The following is a 17,607-nucleotide window of genomic DNA, read 5'->3' as shown; positions in this document are numbered from 1 at the left end:
GCGCCGTCAGACGCGCGAGCTCGGGCGGTAGAACGGCTCGTGCCGCGACGGGTCGATGTAGTCGGCGTAGAAGCGCCGCGCGTGGGGAAGCAGCGCCTTCGACAGCTGGCGCCGCTCGACCTCGTCGTCCGAGAGCGCCCGCGACAGGTCGTCGTGGAGCGCCTTCAGGGCGGCGTCGCGGTCGACCCGGGTGAAGCGGCCGTCCGCGTAGAGCACCTCACCCTCGCACAGAACCGCGGTGACGCCGCCGGTCTTGGCCCGCTGGATCACCGCGTCGAGGAGCGGCGTCTCCGGGTCGAGATACGGGTAGGCGATCTGGTCCCAGTCGATCAGGACCATGTCGGCGCCCTTGCCGACCTCGATCGTGCCGAGGCTGTCGCCGTAGGGCGTGGTGCGGGCGCCGCCGACGGTGGCCATGCGCAGCACCTGCGCCATGCTCGGCACGTCGGCCTCGTCCATGCCGGGCACCCGGTGGGCGCGCAGCACGAGGCGCATCTCCTGCAGCATGTCGCGGTCGTCGTTGATGCCGGCCTCGTCGAGGCCGATCGCCGTGTTGATCCCCTTCGCCTCGAAGCGGTTGAGCGCCGCCACGCCGGAGCGCAGCCGGAAGTTTGAGGAACAGTTGTGGCAGATGCAGGTGCCGGTCGCCGCCACCCGGTCGATGTCGGACTCGTTGAGCCAGACCCCGTGGCCGAGCGTCAGGCGGGGCCCCAGCATGCCGAACCGGTCGAGGTACTCGACCGCGGTCCCGCCGCCGCGCTTCTCCGCGTAGGCCTTCTGGTAGGCGGTCTCGACGAGGTGCATGTGCATCGGCACGTCGTAGGAATCGGATAGGCCGGCGAGGCCCTCGAGGGCCGCGTCCGAGCACCAGTGCAGGTTGGCGGGTGCGAGCTGGATCTTCGCCCGCGACGCGCCCTCCTGACCGGCATGCAGGCTGCGGAAGAGCGAGAAATTGTCCTCCAGGGACATCTGGAAGCGCTCGAACCAGCGCTTCATCGGGTCCTGCAGCGGCGCTGGCAGGCTCGCCACGAAGTCCATGTCGGCCTGGTAGACGAGGCGGTTCTGATCGCGGACCGCGAAGCAGTACGAGACCCGCATGCCGATGTCGCGATAGGCGCGCAGCACCTCGTTGGAGCGCGCCTCGACCTCCTCCAGGCTGCCGGGCATCCAGCCGTGGATGTGCTGGACCGTGGTGATCCCGGAGCCGACCATCTCGAAGGCCGAGTACAGGGTGTCGAGGTAGAGGTTCAGGTTGCGTGCCACCATGCGGGTGACGAACCACAGCTCCAGGGGCATGTCGGGGGAGCCGAGCTGCACTGGCGTCAGGCCGACATGATGGTGGCCGTTGACGAAGCCCGGCAGCAGGATCTCGCGGCCCGAGCCGATCACCGGGGCGTCGGGATAGCGGGCGTGCAGGTCCGCGTAGGTGCCGACCGCCGCGATGATCCCGTCCTTCTGGAGGACCGCGCCGTCGGCGATCTCCTCCCAGCGATCGTGGTCGAGGGTACGGGTGATCATCCGCCGGCTGCGGATCAGCGATGTGGCCATGGTCGTGTCCGTGTTGGGGGAGGGGGTCAGACGAGCGCTTCCTGCTCGGCGAAGGCCCGGTCGACCTCGTCGCGCAGGAGCTCGGTGAGGTGCCGCCGCAAGGCCTCCGCCTCGGGCGAGAACGGGTCGCGCGGGCGGGCGAGATCGTTGCGGACGATCGTCTTGATCCGCCCGGGGCGGGCGGTGAACACCACCACCCGGTCGGCGAGCGCCACCGCCTCGTCGATGTGGTGGGTCACGAACAGCACCGAGGCGCCGCTGTCGCGCCAGACGTCGAGCAGGAAGTCCTGCATCTTCTGGCGGGTCTGGACGTCGAGCGCCGCGAAGGGCTCGTCCATCAGCAGCACCTTCGGGCGCATGGCCAGTGCCCGCGCCACCGCCACGCGCTGGCGCATGCCGCCGGACAGCTCGTCCGGCCGCTTGTCGAAGGCCTCGGCGAGGCCGACGCGCTGGAGCGCGGCCCGGGCGACGCTCCGCCGCTCGGCCTCCGGCACGCCCTTCAGCGACAGGCCGAAGCTGACGTTCTGCCAGACGCTGAGCCAGGGCAGCAGCGAGGTCTCCTGGAAGATCAGGCTGCGCTCCGGCGACGGGCCGGTGACGGCCTCGCCGAAGGCCAGGAGCTCGCCCCCGGAGGCGGGTTCGAGCCCGGCGATCAGGTAGAGCAGCGTGCTCTTCCCGCAGCCCGAGGGGCCGAGGAACACCACGAACTCGCCGGGCCGCACGGTCAGGTCGATGTCGCGCAGGGCCTCGTGGGCGCGGGCGGTGCCGGCCGCCCAGACCTTGGCGACGCCGCGGCACGAGACGGCGTCCTCGGATGCGGGATCAGAGGCCAAGGGAGGACCCCGCGTCGCGCGGCAGCCAGTACAGCAGCCGCCGCTGGACCAGCCGGAACAGCAGGTCGAAGGCGAAGCCGAGCAGGCCGATCAGCGTGATGGTGAAGAACACCAGCGACGGGTTGAAGGTGTTGCGCGCCAGCATGATCACCTGCCCGAGCCCGTAGCCGACACCGGTCGCCTCGGCGACGAGCACCACCATCCAGGCGCCGAACAGGTTGAGGCGCAGCACCGCGAGCAGCCCCGGCAGGATCGCCGGCACGATCACCCGCGCGTAGATCTGGCGCTTGGACGCCCCCATGGTCCGGGCGACGTTGATGTAGTTGCGGTTGACTCCGTCGATCTGCTGGATGGTCGAGAGCACCATCGTGAAGAACAGGGCGATGAACACCATGAAGATCGCCGGGGCGTTGCCGATCCCGAACATGAAGATCGCCACCGGCAGCCACGCGATCGGCGAGACCGGCGCCAGGAGCGTGATGGTCGGCAGGGTCAGCCGCTCGAACAGCTTGAAGTAGCGGATCGCCACCCCGACCAGGATCGACAGGGAGGCGGCCAGGGCGAGGCCCGCCAGCACCCGGCCGGTCGAGGCGAGCACGGTGATCAGCACCGCCATGGCGGGGCTCGGGCCGGTATTCATCCCGGTGCCGATCTGCCAGCGTTGCGCGGTGTTGAAGAAGCGCGCCTGCTCGGCGAGGTTGCCGAGGAAGATGTGCGGCGGCGGCAGGAGCTTGGCGTCGGCGATGCCGAGCGCCCAGAGCAGCTCCCAGAGGCCGGCGAAGCAGCCGACCGAGACCAGCATCCAGCCGATCCGGCGGAGCAGGGGGACGAACCCTTCGGGCAGCGCGAGGCGCTGACCGAGCGGGAGGCGCGGCCGGTCCTGCGGGACGGCGGCGGCGCGGGCGAGGAAGGTGGCCATCCGCTCAGGCCGACTTCAGCTTGAGCTTGCCGTAGAGGTCCGGGTTCTCGGCGATGACCTGTTCCAGCAGGGTCCAGTCGATCGCGTCGCGGCCGGGCTTCTTCTTGATGTAGCCCATCTCGGCGACGGAATCGGTCCGGTCGAGGATGAACTGCGTCTGGTTGCGGGCGTCGACCACCGAGGGCTGCCGGCCCATGGCGAGCTGGGCGTTGCTCATCGAGGTCTTGTAGTAGGAGCCGACGAGCTTGTTCAGGGCGGCCTGGGGGTCGCCCTCCGCCAGCGCCTGGGCCTTCATCATGCCCTTGATCAGGGCCTTCACGGCGGCCGGGTTCTTGGCGATCAACTCGTTGCGGACCGCCAGCACGCAGTCGGTGTAGCCCTTGCCGTAGATGTCGGTCCCGTCGGAGAGCTTCACCGCGCCCTTCACGTCGGTGAGCAGCGCCGTGCCGTAGGGCTCGATGGTCGAGATGATGTCCAGCGCCCCGGCGCGGAACGCCTCCACGGCCTCCGGGGTCGAGCCCATGTAGCGGACGGTGATGTCCTTGAAGGCGACGCCGTTCTTCTTCAGCCAGTCGTAGGGCAGGACCTCGAGCGTATCGAGCTGGAAGGTCCCGAGCGTCTTGCCCTTGAGCTTCTCCGGGCTGTCGAGGCCGGGCTGGGCCACGAGCACGCAGCCCTCGATGCCGCCGCCGGCCACGATCTTCACCGGGGCACCCGCGTCGTAGAGGGCCATGAAGCTCGTGTAGGGCATCACGCCGGCATCGACCTGGCCCATGCCGAGGAAGGTGACCTGATCCGAGAAGGTCGGCGTGTTGACGAAGTCGATCGTCAGCCCGTCATCCTTGGCGAGCTGCATCGCCTCGGCCAGGAAGAAGTTGAGGTTGCAGAACCCGGTGCCGTGGGTCGCGCGGATGCCGGTGGCCGCCACGGCCGGGCCGGTCAGGCCCGGGCCCACCGCCAGGGTCAGCGCGGCGGCGGTCCCGCCGAGGAAGCGCCTGCGACTGGGCTTGAACCGCGTGAGATCCGGGACGCGATAATCGCCGTGACGGTCGCACATATCGACTCTCCTCAGAGGGCGGATCGCGCATCCGCCGGACGGCGCGTGCCGGTGCTGAAACGGAGGGATCGGAGCTCGGGACAGGCTCAAGGCAGTCGCGGAGATCCGGTCGCCCGGCACCTCACCACATCGACGGCACGCCAACCTCTAGCCGCCGCCGGGGCGACGCTGCGCTGGTGAATACGAACCAAGAAGCGTGCCAGACGCGGGAATCTGCGGTGTTGGCGGCGCACCTCGCCCGTCGGCGCTGTCGAGGAACGGCACCGCCGTCATTGCGAGCGGAGCGAAGCAATCCAGCCGCGCCAGGCCTCCGGACATGGCGCTGCCCTGGGTCACTTCGCTGCGCTCGTGATGACGGAGGTGTCGCACCGACCGGTTCGACGCCCGCGAAAGCGGCTGTCTGCCGCCGGCGTGTTCAGCCGGGCTCTTCGACCAATGCCGGTCCCGCGCGGGCGAAGAACGCGCGGAGCGGGCCCTCGGGCAGCATCCCGAGCCTCGCGCACAGGCGGTCGTCGGGCGCCCGGTCGGCGCCGCGCTACGCGGCCACGAGGTTGAAGGTGCGGTCGGCCGGCGCGAGGCTCACCCGCCGCCCCCAGTCGAAGGCGACGAAATCCTGCTCAATCCCGTCCGAGAACACCACGCCGCCCTCGTTCATCCGCGACACCACGGTGAGGGGCGAGCCGGCGAACTTGCCGCCGCGCAGGTCGGTGCCGGTGGCGACGCTCGGGAACGGCTCGCGCACCCAGTAGCCGAAGGCCGCCTCCTCGATGCCGACCTCCACGGTGAGGTGCGTCGCCTCGCTGATCGAGCGCGCCCAGCCGGTCAGGCCGGTGCCCGAGGCCACGATCAGACCGCTCGACGAGTGGTCCTCCGCCCGCGCCCCGTCGTCGATGCGGTAGCGCGCCGATTGGTGGCTGCGGTGGCCGACGAAGATCTCGTTCAGGGCGAGCAGCCGCTCGCCGCCGTCGAAGGTCGCCTGCACCATGGTGCGCCGCTGGAGAGGCGCGGCGCCGGCCGCGCTGGCGGGCAGGAGTGCGCGCAGGGCCTCGACCCGCGCCCGGGCCAGCACGCCGTCGTAGAGGTCGGGCGCCGGGTTGACGCCGACCACCGGCTGCCCGTCGAGGTACTTGGCGACGTTGGCCACGAGCCCGTCCTGTCCCACCGCCACGACCACGTCCTCGGGGGCGAACAGGAAGCGGTCGAGGTCGGGGCGCTTCACCAGGGCCTGCCGCCAGTCCAGCGGCACGGCGGACCGGGCCTCGGCGAGCACGGCCTGGAACTGCGCGTGGCGTGCCTCGACCTCGGCGAGCGTCTGGCCCCGGCTCTCCAGGAAGAACCGGACCTGGCCGCGGGTCGCGTGCCGGGCGATGAGCAACTCGTAGTCCGTGTCGCGGATGACGAAGACCACGCGGGGTGTGATGGCCGGCACGGCGGACCTCCTCAGCGCGGTGCGAGCCGCGGGGACAGCGCGCCCCGGAACTCGCCGAGGACGGCCGCCAGCAGTTCCGGCGTGACGTTGACGTGCTCGATCGTCTCCAGCTTGCCGGCGAGTTCCCGGGCCGCCAGCCCGAGCAGGACGGCGGGCGGCATGTCCCGGTAGACGGCGGCGCGGCGCTGCTCCGCGTCGGCCCGGGCGCCCTCGACGAGGCGGATCCGCTCGGCCTCCGCGGCCGCCTCCAGGCCCCGCGCCTCCGCGACGCCGGCGGCGCGGTCGCGGGCGTTCTCGGCCTCCTGCGCGATCAGCACGGTCTCGCGCCGGGCCAGCTCGGTCTTCGTGGCGAGCTCGTTCTCCGCGATGGCGCGCTCCTTCTCGACCGCCAGGGCGCGCCGCGCGAAGGTCGCCTCGTCGGCCTTCTGCTGCAGGGCCTCGAAGGTCGGGGTCTGGAGGGCGCGCTCCAGCTCGCTGGTCGGCGCGAGGTTGGTGAGCCGCACCGACACCGCCGCGACGCCGATCTCGGCCAGCGCCGGGGCGTCGGACAGCACCCGTTCCAGCACGGCGCGCAGCGGCTCCGGACCCGCGTCGAGGAGGGCGCCTATCGGGCTCGCCCCGAGATACTGGAGCGCCGCCTGGCTGGCGATGCCGCCGAGGCGCGCCTCGATCCGCTCGATCGGCTCGCCCTGCAGGCGCCCGGTTCGGAGGTCGATCGAGAAGTCGACCCGGCTCGCCAGCAGCTCCGGATCGACGACGTGCCAGCCGATCGTCCCCTGGACCACGACGGTCTGGAAGTCCCGACTGCGGCCGCGGACGAACAGGGTCATCTCGCGGTCGTCGACCGGCACCTCGCTGATGCTGGCGGTCTCGGGCCGGAACCAGAAGACCAGACCCCGCCCGCTCTGCCGGACACGGCCGTTGCGGAAGCGGATGATGTGGCTGCTCGCCTCGCTCCGAAGCTGGGCGATGACACCGATGTTGCGGACCGTGGCCATGATGGGCTCCTCAAAGCGCTCTCCGCCGAAGTGGATACCGGTTCGGCTCAAGAGAGCGCGCTAAAACAAAGGCTTAGAACTGGCCTGACCTGTCGAAGCGGAAGAGTTCGGCGGGGCGGAACGCCGTCCCGGCCTCGCGGGCGCCCGTCGGCGCGATCCAGCCCCGGTCGCGCATGCGGCGCCGGAAGGCGGATTTGTTGAGGGGCGCGCCGCGGATCGCCGCGTGCACGTCCTGAAGCTGCCGGAGGGTGAAGTGCTCCGGGAGCAGCGCGAAGCCGACATCCGTGTAGTCGAGCTTGCCGCGCAGCCGCTTCACGGCGAGCGCGAGGATGTCGGCGTGGTCGAAGGCGAGGGCGAGGGGCGCGCCGTCCTCCGCCTCGGCCGAGACCGGGCCGCCGGACTCGCCCGCCCAGGGCACGACCAGCGCCGCCGCCGCGAGCCCGGCGCGGCCCGCCAGGGCCTCGGCGAAGGCCGCCTCCGGCAGCAGCGCGAGGTAGGCCACCGAGACGATCCGCATCCGCGGATCCCGGTCCACGGCACCGAAGGTGTAGAGCTGCTCGAGCCGCGCCCGCCCGATCCCGGCCTTGTCGCGCAGGACGCGCTCCGCGGCGGCGTCGAGGGTCTCGGCGATGCCCACGAACCCGCCCGGCAGGGCCCAGAGGCCCGCCTGCGGCTGCTGGCTCCGCCGCAGCAGGAGGGCGGCGAGCCGGCCCGCCCGGATCCCCAGCAGGACGAGATCGACCGCCAGGGCGGGCCGCTCGTAGGCCGCAGGATCGTAGCCTGCCAGGAACTCGGACTCGGTCATCGGTCTTTTCTGCTCAAGTTGAGCATAACTAAGACGCAGATTGCGCATATGTCAAGCCGAGAGCGGATTCGCCGGGAAGCGCCGCGGAACGCACAGCTCTGCACCGGCTCCGCACAGATCCGCCCGGGCACGGCCGGCCGGTGCGGTCCGAGCCTGGAAAAGGGCGAAGCTTCTCGTGGCGACGGAGGGGCTGGCGCGGGAGCTTCAGCGGCGAGCCGGCATCGATCCGCCGGCGCAGGAGGTTTCCGCGATGCCGTTCTTCGCTCCACGATCCGCGGTCGAGCCCCCCCGCAACGCCGCGCTGTCACCGCTCTTCCTCGCGCTGCTGGCGCTGCTCATCATGCTGGCCTCGGCCCACGCGGCGCCGGGCCGAGACCGGGGCGGCCTCACCCTGCGCGGGCCGGCCGGCACCGCGCCGGTCGAGGCCGTCCAGTTGGCGACCGACATCAGCGTCGACGTCAGCGGTCCGACCGCCCGGGCCACCGTCACCCAGGCCTTCCGCAACGTCACGGCGGACTGGGTCGAGGGCACCTACGTGTACCCCCTGCCGGAGGACGCGGCCGTCGACGGGATGAAGCTCGTCGTCGGCTCCCGCGTGATCGTCGCCGACATCCGCGAGCGGGAGGCGGCCAAGCGCGCCTACGAGGCCGCGAAGGCGGCCGGGCAGTCGGCGGCGCTGACCGCGCAGGAGCGGCCCAACGTCTTCACCAACGCGGTCGCCAATATTGGCCCCGGCGAGACGGTGGTGGTCCAGATCACCTATCAGCAGACGATCCCCGTCTCGGGCGAGACGCGGACGCTGCGCCTGCCCCTGGTGGTCGCGCCCCGCTACAATCCCGCCCCCGCCCCGGTGGACGCGGTCTCCCTCGACGGCGTGGCCGGAGAGGCCCGCGACCCGGTTCCGGATCGTGCTCGGATCAGCCCGCCGGTGCTCGACCCGGCCCTGTCGTCGCCGACCAACCCGGTCGCCGTCACCGTGCGGCTGAAGGCGGGCTTCCCCGTCGGTGACGTCCGCAGCGCGACCCACCCGATCCGCGTGACCGAGACCGGCCCGGAGGCGCGGACCGTCACGCTCACCGACGGCGTCGTCCCTGCCGACCGCGACCTCGAGCTGACCTGGGCGCCGGTCCCGAGCCGGGTGCCCGGCCTAGGCCTGTTCCGCGAGACCGTGGCGGGCCGGACCTACCTGCTGGCCGCCGTGAGCCCGCCGGCGATCGAGACCGACACGGCCGCCCGGCCGGCGCGCGACGTCACCTTCGTCATCGACAATTCCGGCTCGATGTCGGGCGCCTCGATGCGGCAGGCCAAGGCCGGGCTGCTCGCCGGTCTCGCCCGCCTGACCCCGTCGGACCGCTTCAACGTCATCCGCTTCGACGACACCTGGGACGCGCTTCATCCCGCGCCCGTCCCGGCGACGCCGGAGGCCCTGGCGCAGGCCCAGGCCTTCGTCGCCGCTCTGGAAGCCCGCGGCGGCACCGAGATGCTGGCGCCGCTCAAGGCGGCCCTCGCCGACCCGCACCCCGAGGACGGGCACGTCCGGCAGGTCGTGTTCCTCACCGACGGCGCCGTCGGCGACGAGGAGCGGATCTTCGCGGCGATCCACGCCAATCTCGGGCGCACGCGCCTGTTCATGGTCGGCATCGGCTCGGCGCCCAACGGCCACCTGATGCGCCACGCCGCCGAGATCGGACGCGGCAGCTTCACCGAGATCCGCGACCTCGCGCAGGTCGGCGAGCGGACCCGCGCGCTCTACGAGAAGCTGGAATCCCCCGCCGTCACCGACCTGACCGCGACCTTCTCGGTCTCGGGCGTCGAGGTCACGCCGGGCGCGCTGCCCGACCTGTATCGCGGCGAGCCGCTGGTCTTCGCCGCGCGGCTGCCGGGGGCGGCCGAGGACACGGCCCGCGGGACCGTGACCGTCTCGGGCCGGGTGGGCGGCCGGACCTGGACCCGGACGCTCCCCCTCGCCGAGGCGGGTGCGGGCGCCGGCATCTCCAAGGTCTGGGCGCGGTCCCGGATCGGCGAGACCGAGACGGCGCGCATCACGGGGCGCCTCGGTGCGGACGCGGCCGACGCCGCCATCCTGGCGCTGGCCCTGGAGCACGGCCTGACGACGCGGCTGACCAGCCTCGTGGCCGTCGACGCCACGCCGCGCCGCGCGCCCGGCACGCCCCTCGTCGCCGCCGACCTGCCGCTGAACCTGCCGGCGGGCTGGGACTTCGCCAAGGTGTTCGGCACGGACCGGCCGGGCGCCACGCCCGCCGACGACGGGGCAGCGCGGATCGTGCCGATCCGGGCCGAGGGCGCGGCGGTCGACCTGCCGCGGACCGGGGCCGGCATCGTGGCGCAGCTCGGCCTGGGCCTGCTCCTCGCCCTGCTGGGTCTCCTGCTCGGCACCGGCCTGACGATCGGCGGCCGGCGGACCGGGGACGCGCGATGAGCCGGCGCACGGTGACCGGACTGGGGAGGGCCCTCGCGGCCCTCCTCACCCTCGCGGGGCTCGGGCTCGCGGCGCAGGCCGCCTGGATCCCCGCCAAGGCCGCCCTGGCCCAGCTGCTGCTGGAGCGCGCCTTCGCCCGCACCCTGGCCGAGGGTCGGCCCGCCCGGCCCTGGCCCTGGGCCGACACCGAGCCGGTCGCCCGGCTCACCGTCGCGGGCCGCAGCTTCGTGGTGCTGCGGGGCGGGAGCGGCCAGGCCCTGGCCTTCGGCCCCGGCCACCTGGACGGCACCCCGGAGGTCGGCGCGCCCGGCACCGCGGTCATCGCCGCCCACCGCGACACGCAGTTCGCGGTGCTGGGACAGCTCGGGCCCGGCGATCCCGTCACGGTGACCGGCCGCGACGGCCGGATTCTGCGCTTCCGCGTCACCGGCACGCGGGTGGCCCGCTGGGACGCCTCGGGCATCGACCCGCAGGCCCCGGGGCGGCATCTCGACCTCGTCACCTGCTGGCCCCTGGAGGCGCTGCAGGCTGGCCCGCTCCGGCTGATCGTCGAGACCGAGCTGGCCCCGGAGCCGGAGCGTTCCTGACGGCTCGGCGTGGACGGCCAGCTTGGCCGCGCTTGCGTGAATGTGCGGTTTCGTGCGGATCTGTGCGGGTCAAGCCCGTGCGAGCCGTGCCTGTGAGCGAGATCGAACTGTCCGAGGCGCAGAGCCGCGCCATTGCCCAGACCGTGCGCGAGGCGCTGGCCCGCCGGCGCATCTCGCGGCAGACGCTGGCCGAGGAGGCCCGGATCAGCATCTCGACCCTGGAGAAGGCGCTCGCCGGCCGCAGGCCCTTCACCCTGGCGACGACGATCCGCCTGGAGGAAGCCTTGGGCCAGTCCCTGCGCCAGGAGACGGCGCGCCCGGCCCCGGAGGCGGCCCGTCACGCGCCCGACGAGCTCGGCTCCTACTCGCGGGAGAGCGTCGCCTGGATCGAGGGGCGCTACCTCACCCTGCGGCCCTCGTTCGGGTCGGCGGGCGCGATCTTCGCCTACCGCACCGAGATCGCCTGGGACGCGGACGCGGCCCGCCTCGTGTTCCGCGAGGCCGAGCGGCTCGACGCCCCCTTCGCGCAGTCCGGCAGCGTCGCCGTGCCGAGCCAGTCGGGCATGATCTACCTCGTGACCAACTGGCACGGGCAGCACCGCCTCGCGGTGCTGTGCCGCCCCAACATCCAGGGCGAGATGTACGGGGTCCTGACGACGCTCCACGCCGGGCGCGGCACGCAGCTGACCCCGGCCGCGGCGCCCCTGGCGCTGCTGCCCGAGCAGGCGGGCGCGCACGGGTACGGGCGGATCGGGCCGGAGGAGCCGGGCTACGCGCCGTACCGGGCCTATCTCGCCCGGGTGAACGACGACGGCTACGCCACCTTCTTCACGGGCGTCGCCTGACGGGATCTGACGGATGAGCCGCGAAGGCGCGGCGCGCGGCGGGCTTGGAGCGGGTACCGGGAATCGAACCCGGGTATTCAGCTTGGAAGGCTGCTGCTCTACCATTGAGCTACACCCGCGCGGGCGGATCGTTAGCACGCCGGGATGGCCGTGAGAAGGTGGGGCAGGATCGCTGCCGCGCGGGCGCCGTCCCGCATTCCCGGCAGCGACGGCCGGCTCACAGACACGGATTCATGACCGGCTCGCGCGGGATCGAGAGCAGGTCGTCGACCTGGGCGCGCAGGCCCGCGGCGCCGCCGGTCCGCAGGGCCTCGTACATGGCCTCTGCGTCGCGGCCGCAGACCGCGCCGGGCCGCTGCTCCGGTTCCGTCGTCCCGTCGCGCGGCGGGCCGGCCCTGTCCGGGGCGTTGTCGGCGATGAACCGATCGATGCGCGCGAGCGCGGCGCGCAATTCCTGCTGGAAGTCCGGGTCGGCGCCGGCGTGGCACGCCTGTCCGACGGCGCGCATCGCCTGCAGGATGCCGCGCATGCACAGCACCGCACCCTTGCCGGTCCGGTCGACCTTCGTGACGGTGTCGCCGCGCCGAATGGTCTGGATCCCGTTCACGAGCGCCTCCGCCGATCCCGGTCCGGCCTGACCGGGAGCCTCCGAGGACACGACTAGGAACGCGCAGGCCGCGGCGGCGCAGCCGACGATCAGGGATCGCGGTCGGGACGGCGTGCGTGTCGTGAGGCGCATGGATCCGGCGCCGTCTCCACTGCGCGACCGCGGTAACATCCGCGCGCGCTCAACCCAGGCCCAGGGCGGCGCGGGCCTCCGCGGGCGTGGCGACGCGGCGGCCGTGGCGCGCCACCGCCTCGGCGGCGAGGCCGACGAGTTCGGCGTTGCTCGCCGCCAAGCGGTCCTTCGTCACCCGGATGTTGTCCTCCAGGCCGGTGCGGACCGCGTCCGCCCCGCGGGCGAGCGCCCAGTCCATCACGATCGCCTGGTTGCGTCCGATCCCGGCCGCCGTCCAGGTCGCCTCCGGCAGGATCCGCCGGGTCTCGGCGAGCAGGATGTCGAGGAGGTGCTCCTCGGCCGGCATCGCGTTCTGGACGCCCATGACGAACTGCACGTGCGGGCGCGCGTCGATCAGGCCCGCCTCCACCAGCCGCTTGGCGCCGTGCAGGTGCGAGAGGTCGAAGATCTCGATCTCGGGACGGACGCCGTACTGCTTCATCTGGCCGGCGAGGTCGGTCACGAGGCTCGCGGAATTCTCGTAGACGATCGTCGGGAAGTTCACCGAGCCGGTGGACAGGGAGGCCATGTCGGGCCGGTGCTTGAGCGAGAGGCCGCGGGCGGCCGGGTCGCGCCCGCGCCCGCCCGTCGAGAACTGCACGATCATCCCCGGGCAGTGCCGGCGCAGCCCCTCCTGCACGGCGGCGAACCTGTCCGGATCGGAGGAGGGCGACTCGTCGTCGTTGCGCACGTGGATGTGGCAGAGCGTGGCGCCGGCCTCGAAGGCCTGCTGCGTCGACTCGACCTGCTCGGACACGGTGACCGGAACGGCCGGGTTGTCGGTCTTGCGCGGCACCGAGCCGGTGATCGCCACCGCGATCACTACGGGCGCGTCGCTCCGGGATCCTGCCATTCGCCTGTCCTCCCTGCCGCATCGGGCTTCCGCGACCGGGATAGCGCCGCGGGATCCGGATCTGAACCGCCCGGCGCGGGCGGCAGCTCCGTGTGCGGGACATCTCCGGCCGGATGACAGCCCGGACTTGAGTCTTGCGGGCGCTTGCCGCACCTCTCGACCCGCGAGGCACACGATGAACGACACCGTCCTGGTCCTGAACGGGCCGAATCTGAACCTGCTCGGCAAGCGCCAGCCGGAGATCTACGGCCGCGAGACGCTGGCCGACGTCGAGGCCCTGTGCCGCGAGACGGCCGCCGGCCTCGGCCTCGCGGTCGATTTCCGCCAGAGCAACGCCGAACATGTGCTGATCGACGCGATCCACGAGTACCGCGTCGGCTCGGCCGGCATCGTCATCAATGCGGGCGCCTACACCCACACCTCGGTCGCCATCCTCGACGCGCTGAACACCTGCGAGGTGCCGGTGATCGAGTGCCACATCTCGAATGTCCACCGCCGCGAGGCCTTCCGCCACCATTCCTACATCTCGCTCGCGGCCACGGCCGTGCTGGCGGGATTCGGCACACACGGCTACGCGCTGGCGATCCGGCACCTCGCGCATCTGCGGGCCGGCAGACCTGCTTGAGGCGCGGATAGCGCCGCGATCAGGGTTGACGCTGACGGAGACAGGGCGGAGGAGGGCGGTCAGGCCCTATTCCCACGCGATCTCTCTGGCCGGACCGGTTCTCAAGGCCCCGGAGAGCGCCCCAAGCGGAGCGCGCACGCCGCATGACCAGCCCCTTCCTGCCCCTCGACCGGAAAGTGATCGCCCGCGAGGCGGCCAAGATGTTCCTCGAGATCGAGGCGGTGCTCTTCTACAAGGACGAGCCGTTCAAGTTCACCTCGGGCTGGGCGAGCCCGGTCTACACCGACAGCCGGAAGATCATCTCGTTCCCGCGCCTGCGCTCGACGCTGATGGATTTCGCCACCGCCACCATCGTCCGCGAGATCGGCTACGAGAAGCTGACCCACATCGCCGGCGGCGAGACCGCCGGCATCCCCTTCGCGGCCTGGATCGCCGACCGGATGATGCTGCCGATGCAGTACATCCGGAAGAAGCCCAAGGGGTTCGGCCGCAACGCCCAGATCGAGGGCGAGATCGTCGAGGGCGCCCGGACGCTGCTCGTCGAGGACCTCGCCACCGACGGGCGCAGCAAGGTCAATTTCTGCAAGGCCCTCCGCGATTCGGGCGCCCAGGTCGATCACTGCTTCGTGCTGTTCTACTACGACATCTTTCCCGACAGCGCCGCGCTGATGGAGGAGATCGGCATCAAGCTCCACTATCTCACCACGTGGTGGGACGTGCTGGCGGTGGCCAAGGAGATGGGCACCTTCGACCCGAAGACGCTGGCCGAGGTCGAGCGCTTCCTCAACGCGCCGGCGGAGTGGTCGGCGGCCCACGGCGGCATTTCTTCGTTCGGGCAGGCCTGAGGGGGATCGCGATGGGCATTGCCGACCTGTTTCCCGCCGAGCGCCATGAGTCGAAGCCGGTCGACCGGATCACGATCCGCCGGCCGGACGACTGGCACATCCACCTGCGCGACGGCGCGATGCTGAAGGCGGTGCTGCCCTACACCGCGGCGCAGTTCGCCCGCGGCATCATCATGCCGAACCTCGTGCCGCCGGTGACAACGGTCGCGGCCGCCAGCGCCTATCGCGAGCGCATCCTCGCCGCCCTGCCGGACGGCATGGACTTCACGCCCCTGATGACCTGCTACCTCCGGGACGACACCGATCCGGACGAGATCGAGCGGGGCTTCCGGGAGAAGGTCTGGGTCGCCGCCAAGCTCTATCCGGCGGGTGCGACCACGAACTCGCACGCGGGCGTCACCGACCTCAACGGGGTCGCGCCCGTGCTGGAGCGGATGGAGCGGATCGGCATGCCGCTGCTGATCCACGGCGAGGCGACCGACCCGGAGATCGACATCTTCGACCGGGAGGCCGCCTTCATGGAGGGCAGCCTGATCCCACTGCTCGGCCGGCACCAGGGGCTGAAGGTCACCGTGGAGCACGCCACCACGGCCGAGATCCTCGACGTGGTCCGGGAGCATCGCGGCCGGTGCGCGGCGACGATCACGCCGCACCACCTCGTGATCAACCGGACGCACATCTTCCAGGGGGGCCTGCGCCCGCACCTGTACTGCCTGCCGGTGGCCAAGCGCGAGCGGCACCGGCTCGCCCTGCGCGAGGCCGCGACCTCGGGCGAGGCCTGCTTCTACCTCGGCACCGACACGGCCCCGCATGTCCGCGGCGCCAAGGAGGCGTCCTGCGGCTGCGCCGGCGTGTTCTGCGGGCCTTCCGCGCTCCAGACCTACGTGCAGGTCTTCGACGAGGAGGGCGCGCTCGACCGGTTCGAGGCCTTCGCGTCGCTCAACGGCGCCCGCTTCCACGGGCTGGAGCCGAATGCCGGGACCGTGACCCTGGAGCGGCGGCCGGGCCGGGTCGCAGAGGCGGTCGCGGTCGACGACACCGCGGTGGTGGTGTTCCGGGGCGAGGAGACGCTGCCCTGGTCGGTGGCGTGACGGCCTCCGTGGCTGCAAGCCGTCATCGCGAGCGCAGCGAAGCGACCCAGGGCAGCGCGACATCGGTGATCGTCGGGCGACACTGGATTGCTTCGCTGCGCTCGCAAAGACGGACCTCGGCAACCCATCCTTTCCGCTGAAGCCATCTTTGCCTGGATCCAACCTCCGGTTACCGATCTTCCGTCGATCCGGAGGAGGGCAAGATGCAGGACGCGCGACAGGACGGCATCACCGCCATGGGCGCGGTGGACCTCGCGGCCGCCATTCGCGGTCGGGTCGTCTCCTGCGCGGAGGTGATGCGCGCCTATCTGGAGCGGATCCATCGGATCAACCCGCAGGTGAACGCCCTCGTGGGCCTCGCCGACGATGCCGCGCTCCTGCGGGAGGCCGAGGCCGCCGACGCCGCGCTGGCGCGGGGGGACGCCGTCGGGCCGCTGCACGGCTTCCCGCTGGCCGTGAAGGATCTCGATCCGGTCCGCGGCCTGCGGTTCACGCAGGGCTCCCCGATCTTCGCCGACCGGGTCGCCGACACCGACTCGATCATGGTGACGCGCCTGCGCGCCGCCGGGGCGATCTTCATCGGCAAGACCAACATCCCCGAGTTCGGCCTGGGCTCGCACAGCTTCAACCCGGTCTACGGCGCCACCGGCAACGCCTACGATCCGGCCAAGACCGGGGGCGGCTCGAGCGGCGGCGCCGCGGTCGCAGTCGCCTTGCGGATGCAGCCGGTCGCCGACGGCAGCGACCATGCCGGCTCCCTGCGCAACCCGCCGGCCTTCAACAACTGCTACGGCCTGCGCCCGAGCTGGGGCCGGATCCCCGCCGAGGCCAAGGACGTGTTCAGCCCGAACCTCGGCGTGCTCGGGGCGATCGGGCGCACGCCCGGCGATATCGGCCTGATGCTCTCGGTGCTGGCGGGCTACGACCCGCGCTGCCCGAACGCCATTCGGCAGGACCCGTCCGCCTTCGCGAGCCCGCTCGCCCGCGACTTCCGCGGGACCCGGATCGCGTGGCTCGGGGATTGCGGCGGCCAGATCCCGTTCGATCCCGGCGTGCTCGACGTCGGGCGTTCGGCGCTCGCCACCTTCGCGGAGATCGGCTGCACCGTCGAGGAGGCGATGCCGCGCTACGACATGGAGACCCTCTGGCAGGACTGGCTGGTGCTGCGGGCCTTCACCGTCGCGGCGAACCTCCGCCCGTTCTACGACGAGCCCCGCCACCGGGCCCTGCTGAAGCCGGAGGCGGCCTGGGAGGTCGAGCGGGGGCTGGCGCTCGGCGCCGACCGGATCATCGCGGCGCTGGAGGGGCGCACCCGCTGGTACGAGACCCTGCGCCGCTTCATGGAGACCTACGACTACGTGGTCATGCCCAGCGCCCAGGTCTTCCCGTTCGACAAGGGCCTGCGCTGGCCCGAGACGGTGGGCGGACGGGCGATGGACACCTACCACCGCTGGATGCAGATCACGATCCCCGCGACGATGTCGGGCCTCCCGTCGCTCGCCGTGCCGGCGGGCTTCGGCGAGGCCGGTCTGCCCACTGGCATCCAGATCGTCGGTCCGAACCACGGCGAGCTCGCCTGCCTGCAGCTCGGCGCCGCCTACGACGCTGCGAGCGGCTGGGTGCGCCGCTACCCGCCGCCGCTGCAGTGAGCCGCGGCTCCGGCACTCAACCGGCGCGGAACCAGCGCGATTGCACGCACGGACGCGTTGACCGGCTCCGCGCTCTCCGCTAAGAGGCCCGACACTTCGCGCGCCGACTATGAGCCAGTTCCGGATCATGGGGCCGCCGCGGGGCAGTTTCGGGTTTCCGATGACGACGGTCCTTATTGTAGCGGTAGCGTCACCGACGGGGCGGCCCTGAACGAGGGTCGCGATCCGAGCGGTGGCGCATGCAGGGTCCCTCGGGGCCCTTTTTTGTTGCCCGCTTCAGGGCGGCATGGGATCGGCGCAGACGG

Annotated in this window: 16 protein-coding genes and 1 tRNA gene; 7 read left to right on the top strand and 10 right to left on the bottom strand. The window is 72.1% G+C overall.

Annotation, left to right across the window (positions count from 1 at the left end; genetic code table 11):
- Window positions 1-6: 6 nt before the first annotated feature.
- The 7 genes from BM314_RS08250 to BM314_RS08220 all read right to left on the bottom strand — a co-directional run bounded on the left by BM314_RS08250 (window position 7) and on the right by BM314_RS08220 (window position 7,589).
- Window positions 7-1,548, bottom strand: a complete 1,542-nt coding sequence (locus BM314_RS08250) for an amidohydrolase family protein (RefSeq protein WP_091977807.1) — start codon at window positions 1,546-1,548, stop codon at window positions 7-9.
- Window positions 1,549-1,574: 26 nt separating this feature from the next.
- Window positions 1,575-2,381: an ABC transporter ATP-binding protein gene (locus BM314_RS08245; RefSeq protein WP_091977806.1), complete on the bottom strand. Its 807-nt coding sequence runs from the start codon at window positions 2,379-2,381 to the stop codon at window positions 1,575-1,577.
- Entirely contained in the window at window positions 2,371-3,300 is a 930-nt protein-coding gene (locus BM314_RS08240) for an ABC transporter permease (RefSeq protein ID WP_091977805.1), read from the bottom strand. Before BM314_RS08240 ends, BM314_RS08245 begins: the two co-directional genes overlap by 11 nt.
- Before the next feature lie 4 nt (window positions 3,301-3,304).
- Window positions 3,305-4,357 carry an ABC transporter substrate-binding protein gene (locus BM314_RS08235; protein ID WP_091977804.1) on the bottom strand — a complete coding sequence of 351 codons (1,053 nt, stop codon included), beginning with the start codon at window positions 4,355-4,357 and terminating at the stop codon, window positions 3,305-3,307.
- A gap of 535 nt (window positions 4,358-4,892) precedes the next feature.
- Entirely contained in the window at window positions 4,893-5,786 is an 894-nt protein-coding gene (locus BM314_RS08230) for an NAD(+)/NADH kinase (RefSeq protein ID WP_091977803.1), read from the bottom strand.
- A gap of 11 nt (window positions 5,787-5,797) precedes the next feature.
- Window positions 5,798-6,784 (bottom strand): SPFH domain-containing protein, encoded by a 987-nt coding sequence (locus BM314_RS08225; RefSeq protein ID WP_091977802.1) that lies wholly within the window; start codon window positions 6,782-6,784, stop codon window positions 5,798-5,800.
- A gap of 73 nt (window positions 6,785-6,857) precedes the next feature.
- Window positions 6,858-7,589, bottom strand: a complete 732-nt coding sequence (locus BM314_RS08220; RefSeq protein WP_091977801.1) for an NUDIX hydrolase — start codon at window positions 7,587-7,589, stop codon at window positions 6,858-6,860.
- A gap of 250 nt (window positions 7,590-7,839) precedes the next feature.
- Here BM314_RS08220 and BM314_RS08215 point away from each other — a divergent pair, with 250 nt between their 5' ends.
- From BM314_RS08215 to BM314_RS08205, 3 genes are all read left to right on the top strand, one after another.
- Complete coding sequence (locus BM314_RS08215; protein WP_091977821.1) at window positions 7,840-10,029, top strand: marine proteobacterial sortase target protein; 2,190 nt, start codon at window positions 7,840-7,842, stop codon at window positions 10,027-10,029.
- The gene (locus BM314_RS08210; RefSeq protein ID WP_091977800.1) at window positions 10,026-10,616 is read left to right on the top strand and encodes a class GN sortase; all 591 of its coding nucleotides are present in this window, start codon (window positions 10,026-10,028) and stop codon (window positions 10,614-10,616) included. The genes BM314_RS08215 and BM314_RS08210 overlap by 4 nt, the downstream gene beginning before the upstream one ends.
- 92 nt (window positions 10,617-10,708) lie before the next feature.
- Window positions 10,709-11,461 carry a helix-turn-helix domain-containing protein gene (locus BM314_RS08205; protein ID WP_091679297.1) on the top strand — a complete coding sequence of 251 codons (753 nt, stop codon included), beginning with the start codon at window positions 10,709-10,711 and terminating at the stop codon, window positions 11,459-11,461.
- A 45-nt stretch (window positions 11,462-11,506) separates the two neighbouring features.
- Here BM314_RS08205 and BM314_RS08200 read toward each other — a convergent pair.
- The 3 genes from BM314_RS08200 to BM314_RS08190 form a co-directional block, all read right to left on the bottom strand.
- Window positions 11,507-11,580: transfer RNA gene (locus BM314_RS08200), tRNA-Gly, on the bottom strand.
- 98 nt (window positions 11,581-11,678) lie between these two features.
- A complete protein-coding gene (locus BM314_RS08195; protein WP_091977799.1) occupies window positions 11,679-12,200 on the bottom strand; it encodes a hypothetical protein in 522 nt (173 codons plus the stop codon).
- 49 nt (window positions 12,201-12,249) lie between these two features.
- Window positions 12,250-13,092 carry a 3-oxoadipate:acetyl-CoA acetyltransferase gene (locus BM314_RS08190; protein ID WP_091977798.1) on the bottom strand — a complete coding sequence of 281 codons (843 nt, stop codon included), beginning with the start codon at window positions 13,090-13,092 and terminating at the stop codon, window positions 12,250-12,252.
- A 175-nt stretch (window positions 13,093-13,267) separates the two neighbouring features.
- Between BM314_RS08190 and aroQ the strand changes: the two genes are divergently transcribed.
- From aroQ to BM314_RS08170, 4 genes are all read left to right on the top strand, one after another.
- The gene (gene aroQ, locus BM314_RS08185; protein ID WP_091977797.1) at window positions 13,268-13,717 is read left to right on the top strand and encodes a type II 3-dehydroquinate dehydratase; all 450 of its coding nucleotides are present in this window, start codon (window positions 13,268-13,270) and stop codon (window positions 13,715-13,717) included.
- Window positions 13,718-13,860: 143 nt separating this feature from the next.
- Window positions 13,861-14,562 (top strand): orotate phosphoribosyltransferase, encoded by a 702-nt coding sequence (locus BM314_RS08180; protein ID WP_091977796.1) that lies wholly within the window; start codon window positions 13,861-13,863, stop codon window positions 14,560-14,562.
- Window positions 14,563-14,573: 11 nt separating this feature from the next.
- Entirely contained in the window at window positions 14,574-15,653 is a 1,080-nt protein-coding gene (pyrC, locus tag BM314_RS08175) for a dihydroorotase (RefSeq protein WP_091977795.1), read from the top strand.
- Between the two features lie 203 nt (window positions 15,654-15,856).
- Window positions 15,857-17,302 (top strand): amidase, encoded by a 1,446-nt coding sequence (locus tag BM314_RS08170; RefSeq protein WP_091977794.1) that lies wholly within the window; start codon window positions 15,857-15,859, stop codon window positions 17,300-17,302.
- Window positions 17,303-17,607: the final 305 nt, after the last annotated feature.

Source organism: Methylobacterium sp. 13MFTsu3.1M2, from assembly GCF_900112625.1.
GTDB lineage: Bacteria > Pseudomonadota > Alphaproteobacteria > Rhizobiales > Beijerinckiaceae > Methylobacterium.
This window is presented reverse-complemented; position numbering and strand designations above follow the sequence as displayed.

Bases quoted from the DNA above. Each gene is read 5' to 3' on its own strand.
- pyrC (WP_091977795.1), top strand. From the start codon at position 14,574: ATGGGCATTGCCGACCTGTTTCCCGCCGAGCGCCATGAGTCGAAGCCG.
- BM314_RS08180 (WP_091977796.1), top strand. From the start codon at position 13,861: ATGACCAGCCCCTTCCTGCCCCTCGACCGGAAAGTGATCGCCCGCGAG.
- BM314_RS08170 (WP_091977794.1), top strand. From the start codon at position 15,857: ATGCAGGACGCGCGACAGGACGGCATCACCGCCATGGGCGCGGTGGAC.
- BM314_RS08220 (WP_091977801.1), bottom strand. From the start codon at position 7,589: ATGACCGAGTCCGAGTTCCTGGCAGGCTACGATCCTGCGGCCTACGAG.
- BM314_RS08250 (WP_091977807.1), bottom strand. From the start codon at position 1,548: ATGGCCACATCGCTGATCCGCAGCCGGCGGATGATCACCCGTACCCTC.
- BM314_RS08210 (WP_091977800.1), top strand. From the start codon at position 10,026: ATGAGCCGGCGCACGGTGACCGGACTGGGGAGGGCCCTCGCGGCCCTC.
- BM314_RS08195 (WP_091977799.1), bottom strand. From the start codon at position 12,200: ATGCGCCTCACGACACGCACGCCGTCCCGACCGCGATCCCTGATCGTC.
- BM314_RS08240 (WP_091977805.1), bottom strand. From the start codon at position 3,300: ATGGCCACCTTCCTCGCCCGCGCCGCCGCCGTCCCGCAGGACCGGCCG.
- aroQ (WP_091977797.1), top strand. From the start codon at position 13,268: ATGAACGACACCGTCCTGGTCCTGAACGGGCCGAATCTGAACCTGCTC.
- BM314_RS08235 (WP_091977804.1), bottom strand. From the start codon at position 4,357: ATGTGCGACCGTCACGGCGATTATCGCGTCCCGGATCTCACGCGGTTC.
- BM314_RS08225 (WP_091977802.1), bottom strand. From the start codon at position 6,784: ATGGCCACGGTCCGCAACATCGGTGTCATCGCCCAGCTTCGGAGCGAG.
- BM314_RS08215 (WP_091977821.1), top strand. From the start codon at position 7,840: ATGCCGTTCTTCGCTCCACGATCCGCGGTCGAGCCCCCCCGCAACGCC.
- BM314_RS08190 (WP_091977798.1), bottom strand. From the start codon at position 13,092: ATGGCAGGATCCCGGAGCGACGCGCCCGTAGTGATCGCGGTGGCGATC.